The 20,734-nt window shown below is 72.7% G+C and carries 17 protein-coding genes, 1 pseudogene and 1 riboswitch; of the genes and pseudogenes, 14 read left to right on the forward strand and 4 right to left on the reverse strand.

The features are described from left to right. The first annotated feature begins 51 nt into the window (after positions 1-51). The 6 genes from ACWDVW_RS03570 to ACWDVW_RS03595 all read left to right on the forward strand — a co-directional run bounded on the left by ACWDVW_RS03570 (position 52) and on the right by ACWDVW_RS03595 (position 6,927). Positions 52-1,281 carry a winged helix-turn-helix domain-containing protein gene (locus ACWDVW_RS03570; protein ID WP_449944318.1) on the forward strand — a complete coding sequence of 410 codons (1,230 nt, stop codon included), beginning with the start codon at positions 52-54 and terminating at the stop codon, positions 1,279-1,281. Continuing rightward, positions 1,278-1,970, forward strand: coding sequence for a DUF2752 domain-containing protein (locus ACWDVW_RS03575; RefSeq protein WP_449944321.1), 693 nt, complete (start codon positions 1,278-1,280; stop codon positions 1,968-1,970). Before ACWDVW_RS03570 ends, ACWDVW_RS03575 begins: the two co-directional genes overlap by 4 nt. Before the next feature lie 206 nt (positions 1,971-2,176). Continuing rightward, positions 2,177-2,920, forward strand: coding sequence for an FAD-dependent thymidylate synthase (gene thyX, locus ACWDVW_RS03580; RefSeq protein WP_350694085.1), 744 nt, complete (start codon positions 2,177-2,179; stop codon positions 2,918-2,920). 80 nt (positions 2,921-3,000) lie between these two features. Further along, positions 3,001-3,927, forward strand: a complete 927-nt coding sequence (gene dapA / locus ACWDVW_RS03585) for a 4-hydroxy-tetrahydrodipicolinate synthase (protein WP_449944324.1) — start codon at positions 3,001-3,003, stop codon at positions 3,925-3,927. 52 nt (positions 3,928-3,979) lie between these two features. Further along, positions 3,980-5,671 (forward strand): ribonuclease J, encoded by a 1,692-nt coding sequence (locus ACWDVW_RS03590; RefSeq protein ID WP_350693796.1) that lies wholly within the window; start codon positions 3,980-3,982, stop codon positions 5,669-5,671. Positions 5,672-5,742: 71 nt separating this feature from the next. Further along, positions 5,743-6,927: a S1 family peptidase gene (locus ACWDVW_RS03595; protein ID WP_449944328.1), complete on the forward strand. Its 1,185-nt coding sequence runs from the start codon at positions 5,743-5,745 to the stop codon at positions 6,925-6,927. 57 nt (positions 6,928-6,984) lie between these two features. Here ACWDVW_RS03595 and ACWDVW_RS03600 read toward each other — a convergent pair whose 3' ends face one another. After that, positions 6,985-8,715, reverse strand: a complete 1,731-nt coding sequence (locus tag ACWDVW_RS03600) for a YbjN domain-containing protein (RefSeq protein WP_449944331.1) — start codon at positions 8,713-8,715, stop codon at positions 6,985-6,987. After that, the gene (locus ACWDVW_RS03605) at positions 8,712-9,179 is read right to left on the reverse strand and encodes a YbjN domain-containing protein (protein ID WP_449944334.1); all 468 of its coding nucleotides are present in this window, start codon (positions 9,177-9,179) and stop codon (positions 8,712-8,714) included. Before ACWDVW_RS03605 ends, ACWDVW_RS03600 begins: the two co-directional genes overlap by 4 nt. A 113-nt stretch (positions 9,180-9,292) precedes the next feature. Between ACWDVW_RS03605 and ACWDVW_RS03610 the strand changes: the two are divergent. Next, positions 9,293-13,213, forward strand: a pseudogene (locus ACWDVW_RS03610) (DNA translocase FtsK 4TM domain-containing protein); the annotation flags it as partial. A gap of 126 nt (positions 13,214-13,339) precedes the next feature. Here the strand turns inward: ACWDVW_RS03610 and ACWDVW_RS03615 are convergent. Then, on the reverse strand, positions 13,340-13,582 hold the full coding sequence (locus tag ACWDVW_RS03615) for a hypothetical protein (RefSeq protein ID WP_131057160.1): 243 nt from the start codon (positions 13,580-13,582) through the stop codon (positions 13,340-13,342). A gap of 81 nt (positions 13,583-13,663) precedes the next feature. Then, a complete protein-coding gene (locus ACWDVW_RS03620) occupies positions 13,664-13,978 on the reverse strand; it encodes a DMT family transporter (RefSeq protein WP_449944338.1) in 315 nt (104 codons plus the stop codon). Between the two features lie 60 nt (positions 13,979-14,038). After that, positions 14,039-14,104: riboswitch (guanidine-III (ykkC-III) riboswitch) on the reverse strand. 93 nt (positions 14,105-14,197) lie between these two features. Here ACWDVW_RS03620 and ACWDVW_RS03625 point away from each other — a divergent pair. The 7 genes from ACWDVW_RS03625 to pspM all read left to right on the forward strand — a co-directional run bounded on the left by ACWDVW_RS03625 (position 14,198) and on the right by pspM (position 20,483). Next, a complete protein-coding gene (locus tag ACWDVW_RS03625; protein WP_449944341.1) occupies positions 14,198-15,121 on the forward strand; it encodes an ornithine cyclodeaminase family protein in 924 nt (307 codons plus the stop codon). Positions 15,122-15,256: 135 nt separating this feature from the next. Then, positions 15,257-16,792 carry a 30S ribosomal protein S12 methylthiotransferase RimO gene (gene rimO, locus ACWDVW_RS03630; protein WP_449944344.1) on the forward strand — a complete coding sequence of 512 codons (1,536 nt, stop codon included), beginning with the start codon at positions 15,257-15,259 and terminating at the stop codon, positions 16,790-16,792. Positions 16,793-16,848: 56 nt separating this feature from the next. Next, positions 16,849-17,442, forward strand: coding sequence for a CDP-diacylglycerol--glycerol-3-phosphate 3-phosphatidyltransferase (pgsA, locus tag ACWDVW_RS03635; protein ID WP_449944346.1), 594 nt, complete (start codon positions 16,849-16,851; stop codon positions 17,440-17,442). A 49-nt stretch (positions 17,443-17,491) separates the two neighbouring features. Beyond that, the gene (locus ACWDVW_RS03640) at positions 17,492-18,016 is read left to right on the forward strand and encodes a CinA family protein (protein ID WP_449944858.1); all 525 of its coding nucleotides are present in this window, start codon (positions 17,492-17,494) and stop codon (positions 18,014-18,016) included. A 125-nt stretch (positions 18,017-18,141) separates the two neighbouring features. Further along, positions 18,142-18,600, forward strand: a complete 459-nt coding sequence (locus tag ACWDVW_RS03645) for a helix-turn-helix domain-containing protein (RefSeq protein WP_449944350.1) — start codon at positions 18,142-18,144, stop codon at positions 18,598-18,600. A gap of 204 nt (positions 18,601-18,804) precedes the next feature. Then, positions 18,805-19,677, forward strand: coding sequence for a PspA/IM30 family protein (locus ACWDVW_RS03650; protein WP_449944352.1), 873 nt, complete (start codon positions 18,805-18,807; stop codon positions 19,675-19,677). A 23-nt stretch (positions 19,678-19,700) separates the two neighbouring features. After that, complete coding sequence (gene pspM / locus ACWDVW_RS03655) at positions 19,701-20,483, forward strand: phage shock envelope stress response protein PspM (protein ID WP_449944355.1); 783 nt, start codon at positions 19,701-19,703, stop codon at positions 20,481-20,483. Positions 20,484-20,734: the final 251 nt, after the last annotated feature.

The raw sequence follows: 20,734 nt of genomic DNA on the forward strand, positions 1-20,734 counted from the left end.
CAGGTCCAGTCTCCGCACCGGTGTCGTACGGGTGACGTAGCCTGCGCTGCGATGGTCGCACCGGAATCGCTCTCGCTCGCCCAGGCCCGCCGCGTGGCGCTGGCCGCACAGGGCTTCGCCGACCCGTCGCCCACCGGGGCGCCCACCCGCCGCCACCTGCGTCGGGTGCTCGACCGGGTCGGGCTGATCCAGATGGACTCGGTCAACGTGCTGCAACGCGCGCACTACCTGCCGCTCTACAGCCGGCTCGGGCCGTACCCGACCACGTTGCTGGACACCGCCGCCTACCGCCGGCCACGTGACCTCTTCGAGTACTGGGGGCACGAGGCGTCCCTGGTGCCGGTCGGCCTGCACCCGGCGCTGCGCTGGCGGATGGCGCGGGCACACACCGACGCCTGGGGCGGGATGCGCCGCATCGCCCAGGAGCAGCCCGCCCTGGTGGCCTGGGTACGCGACGAGGTGGCCGCACGCGGCCCGCTGACCGTGGCCGAGATCGAGCACGACGCGCCCCGGGAGACCGGCAACTGGGGGTGGAACTGGTCGGCGGTCAAGCAGGCGTTGGAATACCTCTTCTGGGCCGGCGAGGTGTGCGCGGCGGACCGCACCACCTCCTTCGCCCGCCGCTACGACCTGCCCGAACGGGTGCTCCCCGCCGAGGTGCTCAACGTGCCCACGCCGACCGACGCCGAGGCGTACCGCACGCTCGTCGGCATCGCCGCCCGCGCGCTCGGCGTGGCCGCGGAGGTCGAGCTGCGCGACTACTTCCGGCTGCCGGTGGCCGGCGCCCGGCAGGCCGTCGCCGAGCTGGTCGAGGCGGGGGAGTTGCGTCCGGTGACGGTGCCGGGCTGGCGGCAGCCGGCCTGGCTGCACGCGCAGGCCCGGCTGCCCCGCTGGGTGCGCGGCAACACCCTGGTCAGCCCCTTCGACCCGCTGATCTGGGAACGCGCCCGCACCGAGCGGCTGTTCGGCTTCACCTACCGCATCGAGATCTATGTGCCGGCACCCCAGCGGGTGTACGGCTACTACGTGTTGCCGTTCCGCCAGGGGGAGCGGTTCACCGCCCGCGTCGACCTCAAGGCCGACCGTAAGGCCGGGGTGCTGCTGGTGCCGGCGGCCTGGGTCGAGCCGGGCGCCGACCCGGGGGAGACCGCCGTCGCCCTCGCCGCCGAGCTGTACCGGCTCGCCGGCTGGCTCGGCCTGGACGCGGTCGTCCCGCCGTCCGCCGGTGACCTGGCCGCACCGCTGGCCGCCGCGTTGCTGAGCGTGGCGGGTGTACGGTGAGCAACGTGACGAGCGTTGACCGACCGGGCGCCCAGCCACCTCTGCCCGCCCCCGATCCCCACGCGCCCGCCACCTCGGCCCACCCCGATCCGGCCGCCGTCGCGGACGAGCCGGGATCGGTCGCCACCTCGCCCGCGCCCGCCGGCCACCCCGGCGCCCACGGGGCTGGTCATCCGGCGGCCGGTTACCCGGAGGGCTATCCCGGCGGCTATCCGGCGGGCTACTACCCGCCGATCGCCGAGCCCGACCGCCTCACCCGCTTCGTGACGCGCCTGCACGCGCGCACCCCACGCTGGGTGGTGCCGCTGGCCGCCGTCGGGTGCGTCGCCGCCGGCATGGGCTACGCGCTGCTCAGCGATCCCACCCGCTCCGCGCCGGACGCGATCCCCAGTTGCCTGCTCAAACTCACCACCGGGTTGGACTGTCCCGGCTGTGGCGGCACCCGCGCACTCTGGTACGTCCTGCACGCCGACCTGCCGGCCGCCGCGCGGCACCACTTCCTCTTCGTCTTCGCGCTGCCGTTCCTGGCGTACTTCTTCGTCGCCTGGGCCGGCAAGCAGGCGTTCGGCTGGCGACTGCCCGAGTTGCGCGTCGGCCCGAAGCTGGTCGGCGGCTTCCTCGCCGCCTGGCTGGCCTTCACGGTGATCCGCAACCTCCCCTGGCCCCCCTTCACCGCCCTCTACGTCTAACCCCCCAACCCCCACCCACCCCTGAAGTAGTTGATCAAGAGCTTTGCGCCCTCCGGCCACCTCGTTCGTGACCAAAACCTCTTGATCAACGCGGCGGTGGGGGTGGTGGTGGGGGCGGTGGCGCTGGCGGTGGGGGCGCGGTGGGGTGGTGGGGGTGGGGTGGGGGTGGTCGGGTGGGGCCAACTACAGTCGCAGGAATGCCGGAGATGGTGCAGCCCCAGGTCAAGCTGATCGCGTGGACCCACTTCGACCCGCCGGAGGACGTGCCGTGGTCGACTGACGCGGACGGGGGACAGGCGCTCGCGGAGTTCGCCGGGCGGGCCTGCTACCAGAGCTGGAAGAAGCCGAATCCGGCGACCGCCACCAACGCCGGCTACCTCGCGCACATCCTGGAGGTCGGGCACCTCTCGGTGCTGGAGCACGGGTCGGTGAGCTTCTACTTCAGCGGGGTCTCCCGGTCGTTCACGCACGAGCTGATCCGGCACCGGCACTTCTCGTACTCGCAGTTGTCCCAGCGGTACGTGCCGGAGCGGGACGCGGCGATGGTGGAGCCGAGGGTGATCGCCGAGGACCCGGAGCTGCACAAGCGGTTCGTCGAGGCGGCCGAGGCGAGCGTACGGGCGTACACCGAGTTGTTGGAGGGCTTGGAGCGGCACTTCGCCGACGAGCCCAACCCGACGTTGCGGCGCAAACAGGCCCGGCAGGCGGCGCGGGCGGTGCTGCCGAACGCCACCGAGACGCGGATCGTGGTGACCGGCAACTACCGCGCCTGGCGGCACTTCATCGGGATGCGGGCCACCGAGCACGCCGACGTGGAGATCCGTGAGTTGGCGGTGGAGTGCCTGCGGCAGTTGCAGCGGGTGGCGCCGAACGTCTTCGCCGATTTCGTCGTCTCGACTCTCGCCGATGGCACCGAGGTGGCGGCGAGCCCGCACATCGCGGCATCCTGAGCGGGAGAGCCCTCCGCACACCGAGGGGTCCTGAGGCCTTCCCCGGCGGCCGACCGCCGGCCGTCCGCTAGGTTGTCACCATGACGCACGACCACCTTGACACACCGGTCCGGGCGGCCTCCCGCCCCTTCGGACGAGTGCTCACCGCGATGGTGACCCCGTTCACCGCCGACGGTGCGCTCGATCTCGACGGCGCCGCGCGGCTCGCGGAGCACCTCGTCACCGAGCAGGGCAACGACGCACTGGTGGTCAACGGCACCACCGGCGAGTCGCCGACCACCACGGACGCGGAGAAGGAACGCCTGATCCGGACCGTGGTGGAGACCGTCGGTGAGCGGGCCCGGGTGGTGGCGGGAGTCGGCACCAACGACACCCGGCACACCATCGAGCTGGCCGCCACCGCGGAGAAGGCCGGTGCACACGGGCTGCTGGTGGTGACCCCGTACTACAACAAGCCGCCGCAGGTCGGGTTGCTGCGTCACTTCACCGAGGTGGCCGACTCCACCGGCCTGCCGGTGATGGTCTACGACATCCCGCACCGCGCCGGGGTGCCGATCGAGACCGAGACCCTGGTCCGGCTCGCCGAGCACGGCCGCATCGTCGCGGTCAAGGACGCCAAGAACGACATCACCGCGACGAGCTGGGTGACCAGCCGTACGGACCTGGCGTTCTACAGCGGCGACGACGCCAGCACGCTGCCCGCCCTCGCGGTCGGGTGCGTCGGCGTGGTCGGCACCTCGACGCACTTCACCGGGGCCGACACCAAGCGCATGATCGAGGCGTACGACGCGGGGGACACCGCGACCGCGCTCGCCCTGCACCGTCGGCTGCTGCCGCTGTTCACCGGGATCTTCCGTACCCAGGGCACGATCCTGGTCAAGGCGGGTCTGAACGCGTCGAAGCTGCCCGCGGGGCCGGTCCGGTCGCCGCTCGTGGACGCCACCGAAGACCAGTTCGCCCAGCTCCGCGCCGACTGCGCGGCGGCCGGGCTACCGCTGCCCGAATGATCAAACGACACGACGGACGCCGGGTGACGGCGTCGCAGAATGAGGTGAACGCGTGACCGAGGCGCACAACGAGGAGGCCCAACTTCCGCCGCCGCTGCCGGAGGGCGGACTGCGGATAACCCCGCTCGGCGGGCTCGGCGCCATCGGCCGGAACATGACCGTCTTCGAGTACGACGGCAAGCTGCTGGTCGTCGACTGCGGCGTGCTCTTCCCCGACGTGGAGCAGCCCGGTGTCGACCTGATCCTGCCGGACTTCGGTCCCATCCTCGACCGGCTCGACGACATCCAGGCGATCGTGCTGACCCACGGGCACGAGGACCACATCGGCGCGGTGCCGTACCTGCTCGCCCACAAGCCGGACATCCCGCTGGTGGGCTCCCAGTTCACCCTCGCGCTGGTCGAGGCGAAGCTGGCGGAGCGGCGGATCCAGCCGTACACGTTGACGGTGCGCGAGGGCGGCCGGGAGCGGCTCGGTCCGTTCGAGTGCGAGTTCTTCGCGGTCAACCACTCGATCCCGGACGCGCTGGCGGTGGCCATCCGTACGCCGGCGGGCCTGGTGCTGCACACCGGCGACTTCAAGATGGACCAGCTTCCGCTGGACGGCCGGATCACCGACCTGGCCGGGTTCGCCCGGCTCGGCGCCGAGGGCGTGGACCTGCTGCTGTCGGACTCCACGAACGCGGAGATCCCCGGCTTCGTCACCCCGGAGCGGGAGATCGGCCCGGTCCTCGACTCGATCTTCGCGAAGGCGCGCGGCCGGATCATCGTCGCCTCGTTCGCCTCGCACGTGCACCGGGTGCAGCAGGTCTTCGACTCGGCGCTGGAGCACGGCCGCAAGGTCGCGTTGATCGGCCGGTCCATGGTCCGCAACATGGGCATCGCCCGCGACCTGGGGCTGCTCAACATCCCGGCCGGCCTGGTGGTCGGTCTGGACGAGGCCACGTCGATGCCGCCCGAGCAGATCGTGCTGATGTCCACCGGGTCGCAGGGCGAGCCGATGAGCGCCCTGGGCCGGATGGCCAGCGGCGACCACCGGCACATCACCATCGCCCCAGGTGACACCGTGGTGCTGGCCTCGTCGCTGGTGCCGGGCAACGAGACCTCGGTCTACCGGGTGATCAACCGGCTGGCCCGGGCGGGTGCGGTGGTGGTGCACAAGGACGTGGCCAAGGTGCACGTCTCCGGTCACGCGCCCGCCGGTGAGCTGCTCTATCTGCTCAACGTGGTGCGGCCCAGCAACCTGATGCCGGTGCACGGGGAGTGGCGGCACCTGCGGGCGCACGCCCGGCTCGGCATCGAGTCCGGCGTGGCGGCCGACCGGGTGGTGCTCTGCGAGGACGGCGACGTGGTCGACCTGGTGGAGGGTCGGGCCAGTCTGGTCGGTCGGGTCAAGAGCCGGTACGTCTACGTCGACGGCCTGGCCGTCGGTGACGTCAGCGAGTCGCTGCTCACCGAGCGTCGCATCCTCGGTGACGGCGGGTTCATCGCCGCGACGGTGGTGGTGGACTCGGTGACCGGCAAGGTGGTCGCCGGGCCGACCGTGTCCGCCAAGGGTTTCTCCGAGGACCAGCAGGCGTTCAACGCGGTGATCCCGTTGGTGACCGAGGCCCTGAACAGGGCCGCCGCGGACGGCATCACCGACCCGCACCAGCTCCAGCAGATCGTCCGTCGCACCGTGGGCCGGTGGGTCAACGACGCCTACCGTCGTCGGCCGATGATCGTGCCCACTGTCGTCGAAGTCTGAACCGTTCGGTCCATCCGCCCGTACTCCGATCCGGCAGGCGTGCCCCGCGCCGGCCGGGAGGAGCATGGCGGATGGACCGCAGACGATTGACAGCCATCGGTGTCGTGGTGGCGGCGCTGGGCGCGGCGGCGGCGGTGGCCCTGCCGTCCTTCGCCGGTGACGGCAACGCGCCGAACGCCGCGCCGACCGGTCAGGCCGTGGCGGGCGCCGACGCGGAGGTGGTCGAGGCCATGCGTCGCGACCTGGGGCTGGACCAGGCTCAGGTCGCGGCGCGGCTGAAGACCGAACGCTGGGCGAGCGGGGTCGTCGACCAGCTCCGGTCGGACCTCGGCGGGGACTACGCCGGTAGCTGGCTGAGCGCCGACGGCGGCCAGCTCAACGTCGCGGTCGCCGACGAGGCACAGGCGCAGCGGGTACGCGCCACCGGCGCGGTGCCGAAGGTCGTGGAGCGCGGCGTCGGGCAACTCGACGCGATCAAGACCCGGATGGACCGGACCGCCGGGCGGGCCGAGAACGTCTCCGGCTGGTACGTCGACGTCGCCACCAACAGCGTGGTGGTGCTCGCCGCCCCGGGCGCCGAAGCGGCCGGCTGGCGGTTCGTGGCGCGTGCCGGCGTACCCCGCCAGGCGGTCCGGATGGCCACCGAGGAGCAGCCGCGCCTCTTCGCCGACGTCCGTGGTGGCGAACCCTTCTTCGTCGGCGCCGGCCGCTGTTCGGTCGGTTTCGCCGTGGTCGGTGGCTACGTGACCGCCGGACACTGCGGCCGGGTCGGTGCCCGGACCTCCGGTGCCGACGGCGAGTTGCAGGGCGTGTTCCGGGCCTCGTCCTTCCCCGGCGACGACTGGGCCTTCGTGCAGGTCAACCAGAACACCCGGGTGCTGCCCGAGGTGACCGACTTCCGGGGCGGCATCGCCCGGGTCGCCGGTTCGCAGGAGGTGCCGGCCGGATCGTCGATCTGCCGGTCCGGCTCCACCACCGGCGTGCGCTGCGGCACCGTGCAGGCCCGCAACGCCACCGTCCGCTACCCGGAGGGTCTGGTCAGCGGACTGGTCCGGACGAACGTCTGCGCCGAGCCCGGTGACTCGGGCGGTTCGTGGATCTCGGGCAACCAGGCGCAGGGCGTCACCTCCGGCGGCTCGGGCGACTGCGTACGCGGTGGCACGACGTTCTACCAGCCGGTCAACGAGATCCTGCAACGCAACAACCTGACGCTGCTCACCACGCAGAACTTCGCCACGTTGGGCAGTCGACGCTGATCTCCTCCGTCGGCCCGGTCGGACGCGTCACGTCCGGCCGGGCCGTCGTACGTCCGCTCAGGGCAGGGCGGCGACCGCCTCCGCGTACGCGACCCCGGTGCGGACCGCCGCGTCGACCAGCACCGTGACCTGTGCCGGGGCGACCCCGTACGCCAGGTCGGTGGTCACCTCGCCGGCCAGCACCAGTTCACCCTCGCCCGGATCGTGCACGTACGCGCTGGGCAGCAGCCGGTCGCGGTTCCACCCGTTGCAGAACGCGTACGCCTCGGCGCGCCGGGCGGTCGGCAACCGCCGACCGGCGACCACCCGGGCGTGCAGGATCTCCCCGCGTTCCCCGGCCCGCCGGAACTGGATCACCGCGTCGCCCCAGCGCCCGAGCACGGTGCCGGTCGGGTCCAGGGCGTACCCGTCACCCCTCCGGTCCAGCGCCTCGGTGATCATCCGTACGGTCAGCGCGCCGATCTCGTCCACCGCCAGACCGGCTCCGCCGCCCGTCAGGACCTCGGCCCCGGTCCCGTCGACCGTTCCGCCCTCGGCCCCGGTCGCGTCGTCGGCGGACCCGGTCGGCGCGGCGTCGCCGGGCCACGGCTCGTCGTCCGGCTCGATCCCGTCCTCGCCGGGCAGCGGCACCGGCGCGGCCAGCGGGCGTTCGGACAGCCAGGCGGCGATCCGGCCGGACTGGTGGCCGGTGCCGTTGCGGGCGTCGAAGCTACCGGCCAGGGCGGTGGCGACGGCGAGCAGTTCGGTGCCGAGCGCGCTCACCGTGACCTGCGCCGCCGGCCGTCCCCGGTAGGCCGGTCGGCGTACCGGGTGGTCGCCGTCGGCGGCGGCGCGGACGCAGACCAGCGCACCGGCGGCGGTGAACTCCATCACCGACCGGTCGTCGTGCGGCTGGTCCAGCCGGGGCAACTGCTCGACCAGGATCGCCAGCCCTCGCCCGAGGTGCCCGCCGAGGGCACAGAAACGCAGGTGGGTGGCGAGGTGGCCGAACCCGTCGGGCTCGACCCGGTGCCGCCGGTACGCGCGCACGTGGGCGCGGGCGGCCCGGTGCGTCTCACCGGCCCGCAGCCAGGGCAGCAGTGCCCCGGTCAGGGCCGCTTCCGGCTGGGCGGTGCAGCCGCCCGGACCGTCCAGGACGGACGCGACGGCGGCGAGCGCCTCGGTCCAGTCGCCCCAGCCGGCGAGCAGGTCGGCCTGGCGTACCGGCAGGCAGTCGGGACATCCGGCGGCCGGGTCGGCGCGCGCGGCCTGCCACCGGCGCAGCCAGTGCCGGGCGGCGGGCTCGTCGCCGAGGTGGTCGGCGATCCGGCAGCGCACCTGCGCCACCACCGCGTCCACGTCGTCCCCGCCCGCCGCCAGCATTCCGGGGCCCGTGCCGGTGTCGAGCAGGTGGGCGGCCTGGTCCAGGCCGATGCGGGGGGTGCCGAGCAGGGCTTCGGCGGCGTACCGGCGGTAGCGGCGCAGCGTCTCGTCGTCGGGGCCGCCGGGCAGCGGCCGGGCGCGGGCGGCGGCGTCGAGGCAGCGCCGGACGGGCTCGAACAGCCGCCACCGCTCGCCGCCGCGCAGGTGCGTCTCGACCAGTTCGGACCAGGCGGCCCGGGCGGTGGCGGTGTCACCGGCGGCCTCGGCGAGGGCGGCGACGCGTTCCAGTTCGGCGATCCGCGCCTCGCCGTCCGGCCGGTCCCGGGCGTCGTGCAACGCGTCGGCGGGCCGTTCACCGGGGACCGGCCCGGTGGTGGTCCGGCTGCGCTGGCGGCCACGTCCGGGACCGGTCGGCCAGCCGGTCACGACCGCTCCGACCCGACGAGCCGGCCCACCTCGGCGGCCAGCCGGCGACCGGTGGAGATGCCCCGGTCGAGCAGCCGGTCGAGCTGGTGCGGGGTGACGCCGCGTTCCAGGTCGGTGATCACCTCGCCGCAGACCCGGGCCCGGCCGGTGTCGTCGACGTGCACGAACGCCTTGGGCCAGAACAGGTCGTGGTTCCAGGTGTTGCAGAACTCGTGCAGCCGGGGCACCTCATCGACGCCGAACGCGGGCGTGGCGACGGTGCGTACCTGGAGGATCTCGCCGTCGTCCCCGGCGCGCAGGAACCAGATGTGGCCCTCGGCCCACCGGCCGACCAGCGCGGCCCCGTCGGCGTCGACGGGGTGCCCTCGGCGCGCCAGCACGGCTGAGACGAGGTCGTGCGTCAACGGCCGCAGCGCCGACGGATGGCCGGCCAACGGTCCGTCCTCGAACTCCGGCGACGCCATCGGACACCCTTCCCTGGGGCGAATATCACGGCATACGGCGGTGGCCGCGCTGCGACACGCGGACGCGACCAGTAAGACCGGCAGATCCCGGGGCCCGCCGTTACGGTGATGCTATGGCGGGCCGTACCTCTCAGGCGAGCCGCCGACGCGGCGCGTCGCCGCGCGGTGGCACGAACAACAGTCGTGCCCGCCAACCGGCGAAGAAGACCCGGGCGCCGGTCCGGCGTCGCACCACGGCCCGGGGACCGGGCCCGGCGGCGTACGTCGGCCGGGCGGTCCGTGCGGTGTGGATGGGTCTGGCGCACAGCGTCGGGTGGGCGGTACGCGCCACCGGCCGGCAGGCCGCCTCCGCCGCCGACATCGATCCGGAGCACCGCCGCGACGGCGCCGGGCTGCTGGTGATCGGTTTCGCCCTGCTCACCGCAGGTGCACTGTGGTTCTCCGGGGCCGGTCCGCTGGGCGCCCAGCTCGCCGACACGATCCGGCTGTTCCTCGGTGCCATCTCCATCGTGGTGCCGGTGCTGCTCGGCATCGGCGCGTGGCGGCTGATGCGGCAACCCGGCGACCCCGAGCACCGGGGCCGCGGCCTGATCGGCTGGGGCTCCATGCTGGTCGCCACCGCCGCGATGCTGCACATCGGTCAGCAGCCGGCCGACCCGACCGAGCGGGACTTCGCCGGTGGCCTGATCGGCGCCGGCGTGGGCAGCCTGCTGGAGCGCGCGGTGACCGCGTGGGTGGCCGTGCCGCTGCTGCTCCTGCTGCTGGTGTTCGGGTTGCTGGTGGTGACCGCGACGCCGATCAACAAGGTGCCCGAGCGGCTCGGCCTGCTGGCCGGGACCGTGATCGGCCGCACCGACGAGGAGGACGAGGCCGAGACGCCCGCCACGCCGCCGAAACGACGGCCGGCGAAGCGGACGCCTCCGCCGATCGACCCGGACGACTTCGAGGACCTGGACGGGGTGGACCTCCAGGAGACCGTGGTCCTGCCGCGCAAGGCGCCGTCCCGGGTGCCGGCCAGCCGCAAGCCGGCCGAGCCGCCGGAGCACTCGCCCGCACCGACCCGGGCCGAGCAGCTCGCGTTGACCGGGATGGCCGGGGACTACACGCTGCCTCCGGCGAACATGCTGAGTACCGGTGCCGCGCCGAAGAGCCGCAGCAAGGCCAACGACGAGGTGATCGCGGCGCTGACCGGCGTCTTCGACCAGTTCGACGTGGACGCGGCGGTGACCGGATTCACCCGGGGCCCGACGGTGACCCGGTACGAGGTCGAGCTGGGCCACGGCGTCAAGGTCGAGCGGATCACCCAGCTCTCCCGCAACATCGCGTACGCGGTGAAGTCGCCGGACGTCCGCATCCTCAGCCCGATCCCGGGCAAGAGCGCGGTCGGCGTGGAGATCCCGAACACCGACCCGGAGAACGTGGCGCTCGGCGACGTGCTGCGGTCGCGGGCGGCCACCAGCGACCACCACCCGATGGTGGTGGCCCTCGGCAAGGACATCGAGGGTGGATTCGTGGTGGCCAACCTGGCCAAGATGCCGCACATCCTGATCGCCGGTGCCACCGGCGCGGGCAAGGCTCTGGCTCTGGACACACCGATAGCCACACCTGCCGGCTGGTCCACTATGGGGGAGCTCGGGGTCGGTGATCAGGTGTTCGACGAGCACGGCCAGCCGTGCACGGTCGTTGCCGTCACGCCGGTCATGCACGATCGGCCCTGTTACGAGGTGGAGTTCTCCGACGGCACCACGATCGTCGCTGATGAGAACCACGAGTGGCGGACGACGACCCGGGCCGAGCGCACCCACCGTCTGCACCGGTGGAAGGACGGGTCCTACTGGTCATCAGCGGATCGCGATCTGATCGCCGACCGCTGGGCCCAGGTGATGAGGGATCCTGATCGTCCAGTGTCGAGCCGGGAGGTCTTGACGGACCTGGGCACGCAGTTCCGGAATGTTCTGTACCAGATCCTCCGAGATGTCCCGAAGCGGTCAGAGCTTGCCAGGGTGCCGTACGAGCGTGGTGGTCGAACGGTGACTCGTTGGGTGCCCACCTATTCTCGTCGATGCGTGTATGACATGCTGTCCCATCGCGTACTCGGTCCCGGACGGTCGAGTGGTAGGAAGTACCTCGCCCAGGGCACCGTAACGACGGCTGAGATCGCTGCGTCCCTGCGGGTGGGACCGAATGGACAGTGGACGAACCATGCCGTGGATGTCGCGGCCCCGCTGAGTTGTCCCGAGCAGGAACTGCCTGTTGCTCCGTACACCCTGGGATGCTGGTTGGGCGATGGGACAACCGGCTCTGCCATGCTCACCTCCGCTGACGACGAGATTCTCGATCAGATCCGAATCGACGGCTACCTGTTGACCAAGCATGCGGCCAGCAAACTCCACTACACCATCTCGAACCGCCCCGACCGTGACCGACGTGTAGCGGAAGCGCTGTTGCTGGCGGAGCAGGGAGTGGGGGGGCGAGCCGCCGCCAAGTTTGTCGGGGTGTCAGCGGCAGCCGTCTATCGCGCTCGCAAGCAATGTCAGGGAGCAGTGGTCCATGCGCCGGTGACGTTGCCCGAAGCCGGTCGGCAGCCGTATCGGACGATGCGGGCGCTCTTTCGGGAGATCGGGGACAAACACATCCCGCCGGTGTACCTGAGAGCGTCTGAGCCTCAACGGCGTGCCCTTTTGGCTGGTCTTCTAGACACCGATGGCACCGTCTCGAAGCGGGGTGGTGTGGAGTTGACGCTCACCAACGAGCGGCTCGCCCGCGACGCCCTTGAGCTCATCCGTGGCCTCGGGTATCAGGCGACGATGACGACGAAGGCCGTCAGAGGAAGAAAGCCGACGACTTCGACCGCCTATCGAATTCGCTTCACTCCGGCAGACAAAGTCTTCCGGCTGGGTCGGAAGCTCAGTCGTCAGGTGGTGGAGAACCGCTCGACGACCTCCCGCCGGTACATCGTCGACGTGCGGCCGATCCCGTCGGTACCCGTCCGTTGTATTCAGGTGGACAGCCCGAGCCATTTGTACCTGGCCAGCCGGGCACTCGTGCCGACCCATAATTCGAGCATCCTCAACTCGCTGCTCGTGTCGATCCTGACCCGGGCCACGCCGGACGAGGTGCGGCTGCTGCTGATCGACCCGAAGCGGGTCGAGCTGACCGGCTACGAGGGCATCCCGCACCTGGTCACCCCGATCGTGACCAACGCGAAGAAGGCCGCCGACTCGCTGGAGTGGGTGGTCCGCGAGATGGACATGCGCTACGACGACCTGGCGGCCAACGGGGTCCGGCACATCGACGACTTCAACCGCAAGGTCCGCAACGGCGAGATCAAGGCGCCACCGGGCAGCGAGCGGGAGATGCGCCCGTACCCGTACCTGCTGGTGATCGTGGACGAGTTGGCCGACCTGATGATGGTCGCGCCGCGGGACGTGGAGGACTCGGTCGTCCGGATCACGCAGCTCGCCCGGGCCGCCGGCATCCACCTCGTGCTCGCCACCCAACGGCCCTCGGTCGACGTGGTGACCGGTCTGATCAAGGCCAACGTGCCGTCCCGGCTGGCGTTCGCGACCTCGTCGCTGGCCGACTCCCGGGTCATCCTGGACCAGCCGGGCGCGGAGAAGCTGCTCGGGCGCGGTGACGGCCTGTTCCTGCCGATGGGCGCGTCGAAGCCGGTGCGGATCCAGGGCGCCTGGGTCACCGAGCGCGAGATCGGCGACGTGGTCAAGTTCTGCAAGGACCAGCGCGAGCCGGAGTTCCGTTCCGACGTACTGGCCCCCGCCCAGGAGAACAAGAAGAAGATCGACGAGGACATCGGCGACGACCTGGACCTGCTCGTACAGGCGGTCGAGCTGGTGGTCACCTCGCAGTTCGGCTCGACCTCGATGCTCCAGCGCAAGCTGCGCGTCGGGTTCGCCAAGGCGGGCCGCCTGATGGACCTGATGGAGACCCGGGGCGTGGTCGGCCCCTCCGAGGGTTCCAAGGCCCGCGACGTGCTGATCAAGCCGGACGAGCTGGAAGAGGTCCTGGACGGTCTGCGGGGCGCGGAAGGCTGACCCCGGCACCGGGCTGACCCGTCGGCACCGCCACTGCGGGCCGACCGACACACGAGGAAGGGCCCGCCGGACGTCCGGCGGGCCCTTCCTCGTCTGCGGTGTCGCGGGTCAGCTCGCCAGCGCTGCCGCGAGGACCAGGTTGAGCAGGATCGCGGCCACGCCCGCCCCGGCGGCGTACCAGCCGAGCGGCTTGTCGCCCTGCACCGCGCCGGCGACCCCGAGCCCGACGGCGACCAGGCCGAACAGCAGCGGGAACAGGAACAGCGCGAGACCGGCGAAGACGAAGCCAGCGATCGTGCAGATGCGGGCGGCGTTGGTGCGCGGGCGGGTGCCGGCGTGCATGTTGGCCATGATCTCCTCCGGTGGTCAACTCGTCGTTGATCGGCCAGTACCCATGCCGGGGTGCCGTCCAAACAGCACCCCGGCCACGGATCAGTGATAGACCTTGAGCCCGACCACACCGGCGACGACGAGCAGCAGGCAGAGCAGCCGGGGCACGCTGGCCGACTCGCCCAACGCGAGCATGCCGACCAGGGCGGTACCGGTCGCGCCGATGCCGACCCAGATCGCGTAGCCGGTGCCGACCGGGATCTCGCGCAGCGCGTACGCCAGTCCGGCCATGCTGAGCACCAGCGTGACCGCGAAGACCGCGGAGGGGACGGGTCGGGTGAAACCGGCGCTGCGGTCCAGGGCGATCGCCCACGCCGTTTCGAGAAGTCCGGAGATCACCAGTGCGATCCAGGCCATCGGGTCACCTCTTCAGGGCCGCCCGGGCCACCGGGGCGCCGGGACGAGTCGGGTCCATCACGCGGGGCGTCTTGGCTCACCGGGTACGCCCACGACTCGTCCGGGACGGCCACGCGGGCCGTCGGGACCGACCGTAGCACCGGACGCGGTGGACGGCTCGGGTGAGAACACTCACCGGGAGTGGACCTCAAGGTGACTTCAACTTGCACGATGGCAGGCATGACGGTCCTCATCTGCGACCCGGAGGTCGCCGCCGCGCTGGACGCCGCGACCACCGTGGACGCGATGCGCCACGCCCTGCTCGCCGCGTACGAGGGGCGGCTGGTGGCCCCGCCCCGGGCCGCCGCGCCGCTGGGCGGGGGCCGGATGGTGCTGACCGCCGGGCACCTGCGCGACGAGTGGTACGGCTACCGGTCGTACGACACCTTCGGGCACCCGGGCGCCGAGCAGGTGGTGGTGCTGCACGACGGGCGTACCGGGGTGGTGCGGGCGGTGGCGGTGGGGGAGGAGTTGGGCTCCCGGCGGACCGGTGCGACAGGTGGGGTCGCGGTGGACGCGCTGGCCCGCCCGGACGCCGCCACGCTGGGCGTGATCGGTGCCGGCCGGATGGCCTGGACCCAGGTGTGGGCCGCCGCCGCGGTACGACCGCTGCGCGAGGTGACCGTGCACAGCCGCTCGGCGGCCCGCCGGGAGGCGTTCGCCGCCCGGGTCCGCGCCGAACTCGGCGTCCCGGCCCGCGCGGTGGACACCGTGCGCGGGGCCACCCGGGGTCGGGACGTGGTGGTGCTGGCCACCACGTCCACCACGCCGGTGCTGACCGCCGCCGACGTCTCCCCGGGTACGCACGTCAACGCGGTCGGCTTCAAGCAGTGCGACCGGGCCGAGTTCGGCACCGACCTGCTGGACGCCGCCGCCGTGCTGGCCAGCGACTCCCCGGAGCAGGCCGGCGCGTACGTTCCGCCGATGCTCGCCGCCCAACCGCCGTACGCCGGCCGCCTGCGCGACCTGGGCGCGGTGCTGGCCGGCGCGGCACCCGGCCGCACCGACGCGGACCAGATCTCGGTCTTCTGCTCGGTCGGCCTGGCCGGCGGCGAGGTGTTCCTGCTCGACCGCCTGGTCTCGGTCCTCGCCCCGGCCGCCTGACGTCCGGCCCTGCCGTGCCCGGTCGGTCGGCGCGCGCCCTGCCCGGTCGGCCCGAGCCCGCCCCGCCCGTCCGTGTCCGGTGGGGCGGGAGCCGGCCGGGCTGTCGGTCGGGGGTCGGTGGCCCGGTACCCTCGGATGGTGTCTGCCACCTCTCCTGTCGACGACTCCCAGGCGGTGCGTCCGGCGTCGCCCCGCGACCCGGAGCAGCCCGCCGACGGCCGCCGGGTCGCCCTGCTGACCCTGGGCTGTGCCCGTAACGAGGTCGACTCGGAAGAGCTGGCCGCCCGCCTGCACGCCGACGGCTGGCAGGTGACCACCGACGGCGAGGGCGCCGACGTGGTGGTGGTCAACACCTGCGGCTTCGTGGAGAAGGCCAAGCAGGACTCGATCCAGACGCTGCTGGCCGCCGCCGACACCGGGGCCAAGGTGGTCGCGGCCGGCTGCATGGCCGAGCGGTACGGCCGGGAGCTGGCCGACAGCCTCCCCGAGGCGCAGGCGGTGCTCAGCTTCGACGACTACCCGGACATCGCGGCCCGGCTGGACGCGGTCGTCGCCGGGCGGGAGTTCGCCGCGCACACCCCCCGCGACCGGCGGGAACTGCTGCCGCTGACCCCGGTCGCCCGGCGGGACAGCGCGGTGTCGCTGCCCGGCCACGGCACGGTGGCCGAGGTGGACGAGCACACCCCGGCGCACCTGCGTCCGGTGCTGCGTCGCCGTCTGGACAGCGGCCCGGTGGCCTCGCTCAAGCTGGCCAGCGGCTGCGACCGGCGCTGCACGTTCTGCGCGATCCCGGCGTTCCGGGGCGCGTTCGTCTCGCGTACGCCGGACGAGCTGCTCGCCGAGGCGGAGTGGCTGGCCAAGAGCGGTGTCCGTGAGCTGGTGCTGGTCAGCGAGAACTCCACGTCGTACGGCAAGGACCTGGGCGACCCCCGCGCGCTGGAGAAGCTGCTGCCGCAGCTCGCGGTGATCGACGGCATCGTCCGGGTCCGCGTCAGCTACCTCCAGCCGGCCGAGACCCGGCCCGGTCTGGTCGAGGCGATCGCCACCACGCCCGGCGTGGCGCCCTACTTCGACCTGTCGTTCCAGCACTCCAGCGAGCCGGTGCTGCGCCGGATGCGGCGTTTCGGCTCCACCGACCGCTTCCTGGAACTGCTGGCCTCGGCACGGGCCCTGGCCCCGGAGGCCGGCGCGCGGAGCAACTTCATCGTCGGCTTCCCCGGTGAGACCCGCGCCGACTACGACGAGCTGGTCCGCTTCCTCACCGAGGCCCGGCTCGACGCGATCGGGGTCTTCGACTACAGCGACGAGGACGGCACCGAGGCCGCCGGACTGCCCGGCAAGGTCTCCGCCGCCACCATCAAGCGGCGGTACGACAAGCTCAGCGCCCTCGCCGACGAGCTGTGCTCGCAGCGGGCCGAGGACCGTCTCGGCGCCACGGTCGAGGTGCTGGTCGACTCGGTCGACGGCGGCGTGGTCGAGGGCCGGGCCGCGCACCAGGCTCCCGAGGTGGACGGCTCGACCACCCTTGTCGCCCCGGACGGCGGCGGGGTCGACCTGGCCGCGCTGCGCCCCGGTGACCTGGTCCGGGCCACCGTCACCGACACCGAGGGCGTCGACCTGGTCGCCGTACCCGATGAGATGATCTCGGCGGCGCCCGGCGCGACACGGTGACCGCCGACCAGGACGAAGCGGGAGAGCGACCAGGTGTGCTGCCGGAGAACGCGCCGATGACGGAGGCGACGGAGTCCACCCCGCTGCCCGTGGTGGCCCGGGTGGTCCCGGTGGTCAACGCCGCCAACGCGCTGACCGCGCTGCGGCTGCTGCTCGTACCGGTCTTCGCCGCCTGTGTGGTGGTCTCCGGCATGACGCACGCCGGGTGGCGCAGCGTCGCCTGCGTGATCTTCGTGGTGGCCTCGGCGACCGACCTGGTCGACGGCTGGATCGCCCGCCGGTTCTCGTTGGTCACCTCGTTCGGCAAGGTGGCCGACCCGATCGCGGACAAGGCGCTCACCGGCGCCGCCCTGCTGCTGCTCTCCTGGTACGCCCAACTGCCCTGGTGGGTGACGGTGGTCATCCTCGCCCGCGAGCTGGGCATCACCGCGCTGCGCTTCTGGGTGATCCGGCGCGGGGTGATCGCGGCGAGCCGGGGCGGCAAGGTCAAGACGGCGCTCCAGATCCTCGCCATCACCTGGTACCTCTGGCCGATGCCCGACGGCCTGGCCGCCGTCGGTCCGTGGATCATGGCAGCGGCGGTCGCGGTGACGGTGGTCACCGGGTTCGACTACATCGCGCAGGCCCTGCGGCTGCGGCGGACCCGCTGACCGTTCGCCCCGGCGGTGCGGCGAGTAGACCGCCCGCTTGTCGGGAAGGATGCAGGGCGTGGGTGTCAGAGAAGGCGAAGGACAGATGGGCAGCGCGGCGGCCGGTGTGGTGCACCGCCTCACCGAGCGGCGGGAGACTCTCGCCACCGTCGAGTCGCTGACCGGTGGACTGCTGGCCGCCACGATCGTGGAGGTGGCCGGGGCGAGCGCGGTCTACCGGGGCGGGCTGGTGGTGTACGCGACCGAGCTGAAGGAACAGCTCGCCGACGTACCGGCGGATCTGCTGGCGGCGCGCGGCCCGGTGGACGGCGACGTCGCCGCCGCCATGGCCGAGGGCGGGCGGAAGCGCTGCGGTGCCGACTGGGGCCTGGCCACCACCGGGGTCGCCGGGCCGGAGCCGCAGGACGGCAAGCCGGTCGGGTTGGTCTACGTCGCGGTCGCCGGCCCCTACGGCAGCGAGGTACGCGAACTCCACCTGGACGGTAGCCGGGACCACATTCGGGGCGAAACGGTCACCGAGGCGCTTCGGATGGTTGCCGCCCACGTGCAGAAGGACGTCGCTGCCGCAAGCTAGGAGGGCGGGGCGGGATGTCGCGGCGGCCCGCAACGGGTACGGTTGCGGGAAAGCTCCGACAGTCGGAGCCGGTGCGCACCACCGGGCCGGCGGCCGGGCGAACTGTGTCCCTCAGGGGAGGTGCGATGGTCCTGCTACGCCGGGTGATCGGTGACGCACTACGGGCGCGCCGGCAGGGGCAGCACCGCACGCTGCGCGAGGTCTCTTCCGCCGCCAACGTCAGCCTGGGCTACCTGTCCGAGATCGAACGCGGCCACAAGGAACCCTCCAGCGAACTGCTCGCCGCGATCTGCGACGCGCTCGGCGCTCGCCTGTCCGAGCTGTTGCGCGAGGTCAGCGACACCGTCGCCCTCGCCGAGCAGCTACCGGGCGTGCTGGTGCCGGTGCAGGACGAGCCGGCCGAGGCGACTCCGGTCGGCGCGACGGCGGTGCACAAGTCCACCGGTCGACCCGTACGCCAGGTCAGCTCGGACGGCTCCGTCGCGGTCGCGGTGCGCCAGGAGTCCCCGCTCAAGGCGACCCTGCGCAGCACCCGGGTCCGCTCCGCCGAGCGCACCGAGCGGGACGTGGTCTGCGCCGCCTGAGCGTGTTCCACACCGCGTGAGCCGCCGGCCGATGGTCGAGGTGGCGACCGCCGCGTAGGGTTGATCGCAGCGTCCCCCTCGCGCCGGTACGGATGTCGTGCTGGCGCTCGGCTGGGACGATGGACCCACCATCGCCGGTGGCCGAGCTGGGCCGGCCGGACATGGCGGTTGGCGCAGCGACGTGACTGAGGGGATACGGCGGAGATGGCGAACCCGTTCGTCAAGGGTTGGAAGTACCTGATGGCGCTCTTCGGCGCCCGAATCGACGAGCACGCCGATCCCAAGGTGCAGCTCCAGCAGGCGATCGACGAGGCGCACCGGCAACACCAGGCGCTCGTGCAGCAGGCCGCCGCGGTGATCGGCAACCAGCGGCAGCTGGAGATGAAGCTCTCCCGGCAGATGTCCGACGTCGAGCGGTTGCAGAGCAACGCCCGGCAGGCACTGGTCCTCGCCGACCAGGCCCGCGCCAAGGGCGACGAGACCGAGGCCGGCCGCTACGAGCAGTCCGCACAGACTCTCGCCAGCCAGCTCGTCTCCTCCGAGCAGGCCGCCGAGGACCTCAAGACCCTGCACGACCAGGCGCTCGCCGCCGCCGGTCAGGCCCGCCGGGCGGTCGAGAACAACTCGATGATCCTCCAACAGAAGCTCGCCGAGCGGGCCAAGCTGCTCAGCCAGCTCGAACAGGCCAAGATGCAGGAGACCGTGGCCTCCTCGCTGGAGTCCATGTCGGCGCTCACCGCCCCCGGCAGCACGCCCAGCCTGGACGAGGTCCGCGACCGCATCGAGCGCCGCTACTCCACCGCGATGGGCCGCGCCGAGCTGGCCGGCAACTCGGCCGAGGGCCGGATGCTGGAGATCCAGAAGGCTACGCTGGACGTGGCCGGGGCGTCCCGCCTCGACCAGATCCGGGCCAGCATGGCCGGCGAGCAGCTCGGTGGCACGGCCGACCAGAACGCCGTCGGTGGCGGCCAGCAGCCGGCGGCACAGACCAACGACCCGGGTGTGGCCCGCCTCGACGAGCTGCGGGCCAGCATGAACCGGGATCGCAACACCGGCGACGCCAGCGCCGCCGGCTGAACCGAGGCGTCAAGGAGGCGACGGTGGCAGCAGACGAGCGCACCCGCTACTTCCGTCGGCTGGGCAAGCTCCGCCGCTCCGCCCGCCGGTGGAGCGTACTGGCCGGCGGGCTCGGCGGCGCCACCGTCATCCTGACCCCGTACGCCGGCATTGGCCTCGCCGACGCCTTCTGGGCCGCCGCTGCAGGCGCCTCCACGGCCCTGGCCGCCTGGCGCTGGGTGGACCTGCGGGCGCTGTCCGCCCAGCCCGCCCCACCCGCCCTCGACCCCGCCCAGGCCGCCGCCCGCAGCCGCGCCCGTCTGGTCGCCGCCGTGGAACGGCTACCGGTCGGGGCCGGGGTGGTGGCCGAGGTGCGCCGGGCACGATCCCGTGGCGCCCTGCGCGGCACCAGCGCGGCCCAGCCGTGGGAACGGCTGGACCGGGCGGCGTCGACCCTGGCGTCGATGGGTGGCCGGCTGACCGGCTTCGCCGAGCCCGCCGTCGCCGAGGCCGCCGTGGCCGAGCAGTCGCTGCGCGAACTGGCGAACCGGGTGGCGAGCGTGGAACGCGCGGTCCGCCTCGCGCCCCCGGACGCGCGTCCCGCGCTCACCGAGGCGCACGAGGCGCTGACCGGACAGTTGGACGCCGGTGTGGGGGCGTACGAGCGGCTGGTCGTGGCGGCGGCCGGTTACCTGGCCGAGGAGTACCGGCCGACCAGCGAGCACCCGTCTGCGGCACGGCTGACCGAAGCGACGGACATGCTGCACGGGTTCGCGTCGGCGCTGTCGGAACTGCGGGCCGTAGGCCGCCCCGCCACCACCTCCTGACCGCCGGACCCCGTCGTCGGCGGTCTGCCGCCGGTCGGGCACGTCGGTGTGCGCCGGCTGGATCCGTCGGTCCGCGCCAGTCGGACTAGGCGGTCCGTGCTGGCTGGATCTGTCGGTGCGTGCCGGTTGGACTTGGCTGTCCGTGCTGGCTGGATCTGTCGGTGCGTGCCGGTTGGACTTGGCGGTCCGTGCCGGTTGGACTAGGCGGTGTGCGCTGGCTGGATCTGTCAGTTCGTGCCGGTCGGACCCGT

The organism is Micromonospora sp. NPDC003241 (assembly GCF_053589795.1).